The sequence below is a fragment of the Nocardia sp. NPDC049220 genome (assembly GCF_040647855.1).
Taxonomy (GTDB): Bacteria; Actinomycetota; Actinomycetes; order Mycobacteriales; family Mycobacteriaceae; genus Nocardia.
Window position 1 is genome coordinate 24,278 of record NZ_JBEZDA010000030.1, and the last position, 11,051, is coordinate 35,328.

An 11,051-nucleotide genomic window follows, 5' to 3' on the forward strand; every position below is an offset into this window, starting at 1 on the left:
TGTCACTGCTTCTCCCATCGAATGACGGCCTTGTCCACCACGAAGGCTTCGGCGTACTCGGTGCGGCACTGCACGCCGCGGATCCGCGCGGCGGCTAGGAACGCGGTCTCGTCGAACCAGTCGCGACCGGTCTGGGACGGGTAATAACGATGCAGCAGTTGCGATTTCCGCTGGATCAGCTCCGCGTCGACCGGGTAGAAGACGGTCGGCGCCGGTGTGTCGACTTCCGCCTTGAGAATCTCGTAGCCGAGGATCAGGTGGTCGCGGAACTCGGTCGGCACCAGCTCGGCGAGCGTGCGGTGATCTTGGTGCGCGTCGCCCGGTTGCGGGGCGAACACCAGGTCCGGGTCACCCGCTCGGCGAAACTCCGCTACGGCCGTCTTGATCCGATCCCAGTGCGCGGGTGCTCGTCCGTCGGGAACGTCGAGCACCGTCAACTCCGGTGTCCGTCCCGCGCAGAAGGCGGTGAGCGCTGCTCGTTCCTCGTCTTCGCGCTCGGTGCCGGCACCGGAGAGGACCAGCGCGCGCACCCGCACATCCGGATGCGCGCGGGTAAGCGACAACAGCGTGGCGCCCATGCCGATTGGGATGTCATCGCAATGCGCGCCGAGTAGTGCGATCTCGGCGGGCCGCGGAGCGAGCAGCGCGATCACGACTCCCACACCATCCATGGGCGGTGTCCATTGCGGTAGGCCGCGTCGAGCTCGGCGCGCTCCTTGAAAGTATCCGCCGGCTTCCAGAATCCGTCGTGGCGGTAGCCGAACAACCGGCCCTGTCCGGCGAGCGCTCCGCAGGCATCCTCCACCAGATCTCCACCCGGTGGCAGCAGGTCGAAGATCTCTCGGCCGAGCACGAAATAGCCGCCGTTTTCCCACAATGGCATATTCGCCACGGGAACGATGTCCTTGACCTCACCGGTAGAGCTGAGGTCCACGCAGTGGAACGATGATTGCGGTGGCACCACCATGAGAGATGCCGCCGCCCCCGAAGCGTGGAACTGGGTGATCATCTCGTCCAGGGGAGCGTCGGTGAGGACGTCGGCGTAGTTGGCCAGGAAGTGCTCGTCGTCGCCGAGGTGCTCGCGCACCCGGCGCAGGCGCTCTCCGATGGCCGACGCCACGCCGGTATCGACCAAGGTGATCGTCCAGTCGTCGATATCGCTGCCGAGCAATTCGACCCGGCCGTTGCGGATCACGAAGTCGTTGGACGCCGACTCCCGGTAGGTGAGGAAGAAATTCTTGATGTGCTCGGCGCCGTATCCGAGGCACAAGATGAATTCGGTGTGACCGTAGTGCGCGTAGTACCGCATCACATGCCAGAGCAAGGGGCGGGAGCCGACGAGTTGCATCGGCTTGGGCACCATGTCCTCGCTGCCTCCACGCATGCGCATGCCGTAGCCACCGCAGAACAAGACGACTTTCATCAGCGCCGGCTTCCTTTCGACTCGGCTCCGGCCTGCACGGTGCGGGCCGGGGACCCCGGATCGATCACGTGCAGCTCGGGCAAGGGGTAGGCGAGCCGCCCGCCCCACTCGGCGACTTGCCGCAACTGTGCGGTGATCTCGGGCTCGAGATTCCAGGGCAGCACCACGATCACGTCCGGGCGATCGACGTCGAGCCGGGCGGGCGGGTGGATCGGGATTCGCGTTCCTGGCGTGAATCTGCCGTGTTTGTAGGGGTTACGGTCTACGGTGTACTCGAGCAGATCAGGTCGGATCCCGCAGTAGTTGAGCAGTGTGTTGCCCTTGCCCGGTGCACCGTATCCGGCGACGCGTTTGCGCTGATGCCTGCAGTCGAGCAGGAACCGAAGCAACTCGTGCCGCACCGTTTCGGCACGCCGCCGCAGTGATGCGTAGCCGGCCACCGTGTGCAGTCCCGCGGCCCGCTCGAGGTCGAGCACCACCCGGACCCGGTCGCTCACCGCCTCAGCGGCGGCGTCGGGGCGCACCCACAGCCGGATCGATCCGCCGTGCGTCGGCAGCCGATCGACATCGACCACGGTCAGTCCGGCGACAGCGAGCGCACGCTGCGCCGACAGCACGGTGTAGTACTGGAAATGCTCATGGTAGATGGTGTCGAACTGACCGAACTCGACCAAGTTCAGCGCATGGTGGACCTCGATGGTCAGCATGCCGTCATCCGCCAGCAGGCTGCGCAGCGCGCGAGTGAACCCGCGCAGATCCGGGATGTGGGCGTAGACGTTGTTGGCGATCACCAGATCTGCGGGGCCGTGTTCGGCACGGATGCGGCGTGCGGAATCCTCGTCGAGGAAGGTGATTTCCGTGGGCACACCCGACTCGCGAGCCGCTGCTCCGACGTTGGCCGAGGGCTCGATGCCCAGGCATCGGATGTCGCGGTCGACGACGTGGCGCAATAGGTAGCCGTCGTTACTGGCGACCTCTACCACGAAGGAGTTCCTGCCCAGCCCCAGCCGTGTGGTCGCGGTGTCGATGAACTCGCCCGCGTGCCGGACCCAGCTGTCGGAGTAGGAGGAGAAGTAGGCGTATTCGGTGAAGGTGTCCTCCGGCGTGATCAGCGCCGGGATCTGCAGTAGCAGACAGTCGGCGCACACCCTGAGGTGCAAGGGATAGGTCGGCTCGGGCAAATCGAGCTGATCGGCGGTAAGAAACGATTCGCACGGCGGTGTGGCGCCGAGATCCAGAATGCTGGACAGCCTGTCGGAGTCACAGAGTCGACAGCGCACAGATCTGAATCCTTTGCTCGGAGCGGCCCGGCCCGCCGGAACGCCTATCGCGGCACACGGAAGCAGAAACTGCCCGGCGTGTCACGAGATGCGCGCGACGAGAACGTCATTCGCGGTACCGACCGCACCTGTTGCGACCCTCTGTGTACCGACCGCAATATCGGATGGATTCCACATCGATGTTACTTGCTGTGACATAGAGCACATTTGATGTTTGATTTCGTGGTGTTATTCCCAATGCGTATCACTATGGGTCGCCGAATTGCTTTGCGTCAGTTAGCATCCCGGTCACGCTGCTTCGCACATTGCTTCTGACCGGCGAGAGATGTTGGCCGATCAAGTGCCGAGGGAGCGCTCGGTAATGGCGGTCGGGACGCTGCCGGGACAGCCGATCTTCGGATCGGGTAGCAATTCCACCGTTGCCCCAGGAGGGGTGTTCTCTTGATGAAATCCAATGCTGTCCCGGAATGGAATGGGACCGCTGAAATCCCACGATCTTTCGCGATCCCCCCGGTTACCGTCTCGACCCGTAAGGCATGGCGATCGGAGTACGTACGCCGTCTCGCCATCACCGATTTCGCCGCCGTATCCATCGCTGTGGGAAGTGCGCAGCTAATCCGTTTCAATGGCGGCGGCGCTCCGCCTCTGGCCTGGGAGCAGCCCCACCGGGTCGGTTACACGATGGTATCGGGCGCGCTCATCATTGGCTGGTTCGCGATCCTCGGTAGTGCGGGCAGCCGGGCGCCGCAGTTGGTCGGAAGCGGTATCGAGGAATTCCGGCGGCTGATATCGGCGACGATGCACCTGTTCGGCGTACTGGCACTCATGTCACTGGCGCTCGAAATCAAATTCGCCCGAGGATATCTCGCGATCGCCTTTCCGGCCGGCGTACTCGCAGTGGTCGGCGGACGATTATGGTGGCGCCACCGGCTTGCCATGGCACGCAGACGGGGACGCCATCGTTCGGCCGTACTTGTGGTAGGCACGGCCGAAGCGGCCGCGGCGATGTCCGCGGCGTTCGCCGCAGACTTGGGTGCCGGGTACGACGTCGTGGGCGCTTGCGTGCCGGGTGGGCAATCAGGCGACGCGCCGCTGGCGTTCGCCGGCGGCACGGTCGCGGTGGTCAGTGACGACAGCGCCGTGCTGCGGGCGGTCGTACACACCCACGCCGACACCGTCGCCATCGGTCCCACCCGGCATCTCGGCCCGACCGAGTTGCGCAGACTCGCCTGGGAACTGGATGCGCTGGGAGTCGAGTTCATGCTGGCCCCAGGGGCGATCGACATCGCCATATCCCGGCTCACCAATCGGCAGGTCGCGGGAATGCCGATGATGCACATCGCCGAACCGCAGTACGAGCGGGCTCGGTCGGTCAGCAAAAAGGCCTTCGACATCGTCTTCGCGACGACGTGCCTACTGCTGGTGCTGCCGGCGATCCTGGCGATCGCGATCGCAGTGAAGACCACCAGCAGCGGCCCGGTCTTCTACCTGTCCGAACGCATCGGCCGATACGGCTTGCCCTTCCGCATGATCAAGTTTCGCAGTATGTACGACGATGCCGACCGATATGCCGAAGCTTTGATCGCACAGCAGGGTGGGCATCCGGTCTTCTTCAAGATGAAGGTTGACCCCCGGGTCACGCCGGTCGGGCGATTCCTGCGCAAGTACAGTCTCGACGAGCTGCCGCAGTTCCTCAATGTGCTGCGTGGCGACATGAGCGTAGTCGGGCCTCGACCGCAGGTGCGGCGGGAAGTCGACACCTACGACCACATGATGCGGCGACGTCTGCTCGTGAAGCCAGGGCTGACCGGCTTGTGGCAGGTCAGTGGCCGGTCGGACCTTCTGCTCGAAGACGCGGTGCGGCTCGATCTGTCCTACGTGGAGAACGTGTCCATGCGGATGGACTTGCGGCTGATCGCGCGCACGGTCGGTGTGGTGGCCAGGGGCGAAGGAGCGTACTGAAGACCCTGCGGGCCGGCGGTAGTCGGATGTTTCGACGGTCACTCGCGTCAGACCGTCGAGAACGCGCCCGATCCGGGCTGAACACCACCGCCTCGCCAGCGGAACACGGTATCAGTGGCCGTATCAGGCGAGTGTCGGGTGGTGTCAGGCGAGGACGCCGAGAGTTGTTGCCATGACGAAGAACAGCGACCCTCCACGATGCGAAGTGGAACGGCACGGCGCCGCTCGACGAGCCGTCACCGACACCGGCGGTCACGGCATCCCGGTGGTCTACTGCAACGGCCTGTTTGCCACTCAGGGCTCTGGCGGCGGGTCATCACCCGCGGCCAGAGGTGTCGGACCGGGCGCTACTGGCGGGCTGGTCCTACGGCGCAGTCGTCGCGGCGCAGTCGTCGCGGCGCACTGGGCAAGCCGGAATCCGGACCGTGCCGTGGGCGCCATCCTGGTCGACGGCGCGTTTCCGTACGACTGGCTCGACGAGGCCATGGAGCGGTGAATCCGAACGCCTGTCCGCCACGCAATCGAGCACCTCCGCGACCAATACGACCGCGGCGGCCACGGTCCGCTGTTCATCGGCATGCCAGGCATCGAGAAAACCTTCTCCGCTACCCCCAGCTCTACCGCCGCGTCGGCTTCGCACATCACTACCGACCACTATCGAGCGTTCAGGCGGCGGCTGCCCTCGATCACGCGTCGGATAGGAGCGGTGCCCTGCCGTCGCAGCGTGTGACAGCACTACCGGCGGTGGTCGTGGTCCAGGCGGCGGATGGCCGGTCTTATCGTCACAGGCCGGATTCCCTGACCTGATCAGATCCTCGGTCGGCCACTCCTGACGCCCTCCCACCGTAGTAGGTGAATCAATCTGAGCGCGAAACTATTTCGGCGCGGGCCAGGTTCAGGATTCCGGGGCGCAGTAGCGATGTCGAGCCACACTGGGTCGGCCATTCGATCTCTAAAGACGAACTCCACGAATGTATTTCGCACTCACCTAGCAGCCTGGAAAGGAACCCATCATGGCCGATCAAGAATCCAGCCACCAGCCCCGGCCTGGTGACAAACCACTGTCGCTTCCCCGGTCAGACACACAGGGTCCGTCCTATGAGGCGGCCGTGGCGCATTCACAAGCCGCCTATGCCGCCGCCGGTAAAACGATCCCAGCTCCGGTGATCTTGGATACCGTTGCCGATCTCGCTGCGCTCGTCACGGCGCTGCCGCCCAAACTGCCGCTGGTGCTCGACGACTTCGTCCGCATTGCACCCGATGCCACAGGTGACGACGACGAGATCTGGGCCGTGGTCGCTGAGGTTACCGACCGCGTGTACCTGCTGGATGCACCGGTTCGCGACGACGTCATGGAACCTGCCCTGCAACTGGGTGTACGCGTTCTGGCTTCGGCCACCAGTCCCGCCCCGCCGCCAGGTATTCTCTGCCAACGGTACGACCGGATGGCAGAAGCATTCGACCATGGCAATATCGGCGAATACCTCACCCTGCTGTCCCGCCACCTGACCAGGATCTCCGTAGATCTAGAATGCCCTGAGCAATGGGTTGCCGATGGTCAGCCGATCCCCCCGGAGCTACGGGACAACGCCTACCAACTCCGCGGCATCGCCGCCGCGCTCGCCGACCATGCTGCCGCCATCGAGCTACCGATCCAGGATTGAGACGACCAGTGAGGCCGTATCAGCTGGGATCATCACCATCTGCGAACACGCATGAGGGGCGCCGCTGTCAGCGGGGCCTTTCAAGTCAGGACACCAACAGCCGTAAGGCTGCTCCCGAGCCAAGTTCTAATATCGCTCGGGCATATGCTGACACGACAAGGCATGCACGATTGCCGTGAAATTGCTATTGCGTCGGAGTGGGCGGCGTGTCTACACGCGGTATGCCGTCGCAGGTCCCATACGTGGGTATGCGTTTCTAGTCGCGAACTTTTGACAAGCGGGCTCCGCGAAGGGCTCATTGGAAGCCGATCGGTCGCGGGTCGAACCACTTGCGGAGGGTGCACCGAGTAGTCGTTGGAGTCCGAGCGGATGTAGTGATCACGCGCCAGGCGCGCCGAACGCCGCCATCCGGGCTCGGGTGCCACCGGCGGCAGCGTGAGCATCGCTCCGCGGTCGGCGGTGATCCGATCACAAGGCGCGCAGCCCAACGCTCGCCGTGTCCGAGTGTTCACCAATGCCAGCCATTGACTCAACTGAGTGTTGAAATCGTTCAGCCCGGTGAACGTCCGGCCGGGCAGGAAAGACCGCTCCGAATAGTCGTGCGCCCGCTCGATCACACCCTTGGCTTCCGGGTTGGCGGGACGGCAGATGACGACCTTGGCGCCCAGAGTTCCTCGAAACGCCTGACACTCGGCAGTGAGCTCGCTGCGGCCACCACGCCACCGACCGATCGCACCCTCGCCATCCCAGACCAGCACCCGCGGCACCGCACCCAACCGGTCGATCAGCGTCCACCACCCGGCCAACAGGTCCTCGGCGCGGCGACTGTGGCTCAGCACCGCCGACAACCAGCGCGAATACCCGGTCCCCATGGTCAGCACCGGCAACCGCTTCCGATCACGGACCTGACCGAACCCGACCGGCAATGTGATCGGCGGGAACCACAAATCACACTGCGCGATCGCCCCAGCCACATACGCTGTCCGCGACGCCGGATCCGGCGGCAGATACACCGGCGCGACCTGCCCCGAAAGCACACGCACCGACCAAGTCCAGCCGATTCGCTCGGCGATCACCGCCGCCGGCATCGTCGGATAAGCCTGCAACAACTCTTGGATCTGTGGCTCGACCGCATCCACAATCGACCCTTTCGACGCCCGCTCATACTTCGGCGGCCGATCCGACGCCACCGCGGCTTTGACCGTATTACGGAACACGCCCGCCACCCGGGCGACCGCTTTGATCGGCAACCCCTCAGACCTGCGCAAACGACGAATCTCAGCCCAATCCTCCACGGATAGCATCCCTTCGTCCCGCTGGCTCGGTTCGAACCAGGATCAATCGGACAGGGGTCGAAATTCGGATGCCACGCAGTGATCAGTTTTCACCTTCCGCCGACACTCCAGTACCCGGTGCCGTCGGCGTCAACGTAGGCATTTCCCCCATTACCGCACTACCGCAAAGGTGGAAGGTTCATCGCCGAGCATGCTTCCGCCCCGACAACCCTCGCGAGAAGGATCGATGTAGCCTCCCCTGACTACGCTGCCGTTGGACACCTTCGTGCAGCTGGCCCAATAATCCTCGATCACAAACATCTGCCAAGACCTCGGCCGCTGAGCCTCGCGCCCCTCATGAGCCCGGAACATGGGATCGCCATATCTTGATGGCGCGATACCAGCGAAATCGCCCACTGCCGCACCGGAAAACCGAGCGGCCAGTACCGGGTGCCCGAGTCCGTCACACAGCGGCGATGTGGTGGCATTTCACACTGGCACGTGACCTTCCCGACTCTGCGTTGACCGACCCTGCTGACCCTTTAGAACTTTCCAAAGAAAGAATCTAATGAATAATCCATTCGACAACGAAGACGCCGAATTCTATGTACTGACCAACAAGGAAGGTCAACATTCCATGTGGCCGACTTTCGCCGCGGCCCCTGACGGCTGGAAGGTCGTTTTCGGTGCCGCAAACCGCCAATCGTGCCTGAATTACGTAGAGACACACTGGGTGGACATGCGCCCAAACTCTCTCATCGAAGCCATGGATAATGGGGTCAACTGAGCACCCGGATGCTTCCGGTACGCCAGTAATATTCCTCGCCAACCGGTATGCCACGCATTTCTATACCAAGAGTGCACCTCACATCCGGACGGGCGCTGTCGCGCTACATCCAGAACGTCGCTAAGACTTTGTCTCATGTTCCGCCCGCTAAGTTTTTGTCGTAATGGTTGACGGCAGCGTGAGCGCCATAGAACCAGGACACGCCACGCAGGCGGCTACCGAACGTAAAGAAGAGTAATCTCGCATGACTGAGTTCTCCCACCCCCTGGCCGTACAACAGAAGACTATCTGGCTCTCGCAGCAGCTCGATCCAGATAAGTCGCTCAACGTGGGTGGGTACATCGACATTCACGCTGTAGTCGACTCCGAGGTGATGGTCGAGGCGATCCGTCGTGCAATAGCCGAAGCTTCCGCGCTCTTGGTGAATATTACGTTCAGCTACGGCCAGCCTCGCCAGTACCGGCGAGATTTGGAATTCTGGACACCGTCGGTCACCGATTACAGCTTGTTCGCCGACGGGGAATCCCGCGCGCGGATGTCGATGGACCAGCTAATGCGGAAATCGTTCGACCTAGAGAAAGATCACCTATTCCGGGCGGAATTGATCACGATCTCCGAGGACCGATCGTTCTTATGCTTCGTATCGCACCATACTGTTGCCGACGGGGCCAGTTGCTTCCTCATAGGACACCGGATATTGCAGTGGTATTCCGCACTCCTATCACACACCGAGTTGGAGCGTCCGAAATATCTGGATATCGACGATATTCTAGCCGAAATAGAGCGCTACGAAAATTCTACCGAGTTCCAACGCGACCGAGATTTCTGGAACGGATACATAGACCGCTCCGTGGAGCCTCTGCGACTCGAGAGGAAACCACAGCCATGCGACAGAGTTACCATCCACCGTACGATCAGCATGCCGCACGATCAATTGCAGAGTCTATCCAGAATGTCAGTGGTTCTGAACCTGCCACTTCCGGCGATACTCACCGCTGCCGCTAGCCTCGCATACCGGGCGTTCGCCCAAACAAACGACTTTTACTTGCAGTTTCCTGTCGCGAACAGGGTTGGCCCCGCCCGCTGGACACCGTGCATGCTGTCCAACGTCGTGCCGTTACGGGTGACCCTCGATCCCAATTCTCGGTTCTCCGAGCTATGCTCTACTGTTGTCGCGAGCATGCAGTCGACGCAGCGACACTCGAAGTATCCGATAGCTAATATCCGACGCGATTTGGGCACGGCTGATAGAGACCGTGACATATTCGGGCCTGTGGTGAACGTCATGCCGTTCCTCGCTTCGGTACCCATAGGTAATGGCCGGGGTACATTACTCCCACTTCCCGAGAATCAGATATCAGAGCTGTCGGCAAGGTTCAGCTACGACCTCGATGGAGGAACCGGCGGGCTCATTGAGCTGGTGGCCGACAGTCGTGTGTACGGCATAAATGACCTCGAGAAATATATGAATGCGATTATTGCATGCCTCGAACAGGTCGCCGCCGATCCTGCTGTCCGGCTCGCCGATATACAGGTTCTCAACCCCGCCGAACGAGCACAAGTACTCACCGACTGGAACAACACCCACACCCCCATCGACACCACCACCCTGGTCGACCTGTTCCACGCCACCGTGGCCGCCACACCCGAGGCTGTCGCGGTCATCGACAACGCAACCCACCACACCTACCGGCAACTCGACACCCGCGCCACCACACTCGCCCGCCGGTTGATCGAAACCGGCGTAGGCCCCGACCACATCGTCGCCGTCGCCCTCGACCGATCCTTCGACCTCATCGCCGCCATCCTCGCCGTCCTCAAGGCCGGCGGCGCCTACCTACCCATCGACCCCACCTATCCCCCCGAACGCCTCGCTTACATCCTCACCGACGCCGACCCCGTCGCGATACTCACCACCCACACCATCCACCCAACCCTCCCCTACACACCAACAAAAACCATCCTCACCGACGACATCCACGACAACAGCCCCAACCCCGGACCCGACCCCCACGATCACGGCAACGAACAACAACCACAACAAGCACTGCGACCATCGAACCTCGCCTACATCATCTACACCTCCGGCTCCACCGGAACACCCAAACCCGTCGCCGTCACCCACCACAACGTCGTCAACTTGGCACTACACGTGTGGGCGCTCGATAGCAGTGATCGGATGCTGGTCCATTCCTCGATCGCATTCGATGCATCCACCTTCGAGGTGTGGCCGGCGCTGCTCGGTGGCGGCGGTGTGGTCGTGGCAACCGGGACCGGAGGCGATCTCCAACAGCTCGAGCGACTGGTAGCCCAGCATCGCGTCACCGCCATGTTCCTCACCTCACCACTGTTGCCTGTGCTGGCCGATCGCCTCCACACCACCAACGGTAGCCTCACCGGGCTGCGTCAACTGATGGTCGGCGGCGATATGTTCCCCAGCCAGGCCGCGCAACGCATCCTTCGGGCACTGCCGTCGCTGCGGATGATCAACGGTTACGGGCCGACCGAAGGCACGGCATGTAACGTCTCTCATCTTGTCGACATCGATGCGGATGTGGTGTCGGTGCCGATCGGTCGTCCGATCGCGAATGCGCGGGTGTGGGTGTTGGATTCGTGGTTGCGTCCGGTGCCGGTGGGGGTGGCTGGTGAGTTGTATATCGC

The 11,051-nt window shown here is 62.7% G+C and carries 8 protein-coding genes and 1 pseudogene; 5 read left to right on the forward strand and 4 right to left on the reverse strand.

Annotated elements, in window-relative coordinates; translation table 11 throughout:
- Positions 1–2: 2 nt before the first annotated feature.
- From AB0C34_RS30330 to AB0C34_RS30340, 3 genes are read right to left on the reverse strand one after another with little or no spacing between them, the layout of a single operon-like run.
- Positions 3–671, reverse strand: coding sequence for a PIG-L family deacetylase (locus tag AB0C34_RS30330; RefSeq protein ID WP_357080491.1), 669 nt, complete (start codon positions 669–671; stop codon positions 3–5).
- Entirely contained in the window at positions 650–1,423 is a 774-nt protein-coding gene (locus AB0C34_RS30335) for a sugar phosphate nucleotidyltransferase (RefSeq protein WP_357080494.1), read from the reverse strand. The genes AB0C34_RS30330 and AB0C34_RS30335 overlap by 22 nt, the downstream gene beginning before the upstream one ends.
- On the reverse strand, positions 1,423–2,703 hold the full coding sequence (locus AB0C34_RS30340; protein WP_357080497.1) for a class I SAM-dependent methyltransferase: 1,281 nt from the start codon (positions 2,701–2,703) through the stop codon (positions 1,423–1,425). Before AB0C34_RS30340 ends, AB0C34_RS30335 begins: the two co-directional genes overlap by 1 nt.
- 444 nt (positions 2,704–3,147) lie before the next feature.
- Between AB0C34_RS30340 and AB0C34_RS30345 the strand changes: the two genes are divergently transcribed.
- The 3 genes from AB0C34_RS30345 to AB0C34_RS30355 all read left to right on the forward strand — a co-directional run bounded on the left by AB0C34_RS30345 (position 3,148) and on the right by AB0C34_RS30355 (position 6,329).
- Positions 3,148–4,665 carry a sugar transferase gene (locus AB0C34_RS30345; protein ID WP_357080498.1) on the forward strand — a complete coding sequence of 506 codons (1,518 nt, stop codon included), beginning with the start codon at positions 3,148–3,150 and terminating at the stop codon, positions 4,663–4,665.
- A gap of 172 nt (positions 4,666–4,837) precedes the next feature.
- The gene (locus AB0C34_RS30350; RefSeq protein WP_357080501.1) at positions 4,838–5,161 is read left to right on the forward strand and encodes a hypothetical protein; all 324 of its coding nucleotides are present in this window, start codon (positions 4,838–4,840) and stop codon (positions 5,159–5,161) included.
- Positions 5,162–5,774: 613 nt separating this feature from the next.
- Entirely contained in the window at positions 5,775–6,329 is a 555-nt protein-coding gene (locus AB0C34_RS30355) for a hypothetical protein (protein WP_357080504.1), read from the forward strand.
- A 335-nt stretch (positions 6,330–6,664) separates the two neighbouring features.
- Here AB0C34_RS30355 and istA read toward each other — a convergent pair.
- A pseudogene (gene istA / locus AB0C34_RS30360) lies at positions 6,665–7,633 on the reverse strand (IS21 family transposase); the annotation flags it as partial.
- 538 nt (positions 7,634–8,171) lie between these two features.
- Between istA and AB0C34_RS30365 the strand changes: the two are divergent.
- Both AB0C34_RS30365 and AB0C34_RS30370 read left to right on the forward strand, forming a co-directional pair.
- Positions 8,172–8,390: an MbtH family NRPS accessory protein gene (locus AB0C34_RS30365; protein WP_357080507.1), complete on the forward strand. Its 219-nt coding sequence runs from the start codon at positions 8,172–8,174 to the stop codon at positions 8,388–8,390.
- Positions 8,391–8,634: 244 nt separating this feature from the next.
- Positions 8,635–11,051, forward strand: a 2,417-nt coding sequence (locus AB0C34_RS30370) for an AMP-binding protein (protein ID WP_357080510.1), incomplete at its 3' end; no start/stop codon positions are given.

What these genes read in the sequence shown, in the direction of transcription:
- AB0C34_RS30365 (WP_357080507.1), top strand. Translation starts at nt 8,172, where the DNA reads ATGAATAATCCATTCGACAACGAAGACGCCGAATTCTATGTACTGACC.
- AB0C34_RS30345 (WP_357080498.1), top strand. Translation starts at nt 3,148, where the DNA reads ATGAAATCCAATGCTGTCCCGGAATGGAATGGGACCGCTGAAATCCCA.
- AB0C34_RS30335 (WP_357080494.1), bottom strand. Translation starts at nt 1,423, where the DNA reads ATGAAAGTCGTCTTGTTCTGCGGTGGCTACGGCATGCGCATGCGTGGA.
- AB0C34_RS30330 (WP_357080491.1), bottom strand. Translation starts at nt 671, where the DNA reads ATGGATGGTGTGGGAGTCGTGATCGCGCTGCTCGCTCCGCGGCCCGCC.
- AB0C34_RS30350 (WP_357080501.1), top strand. Translation starts at nt 4,838, where the DNA reads ATGACGAAGAACAGCGACCCTCCACGATGCGAAGTGGAACGGCACGGC.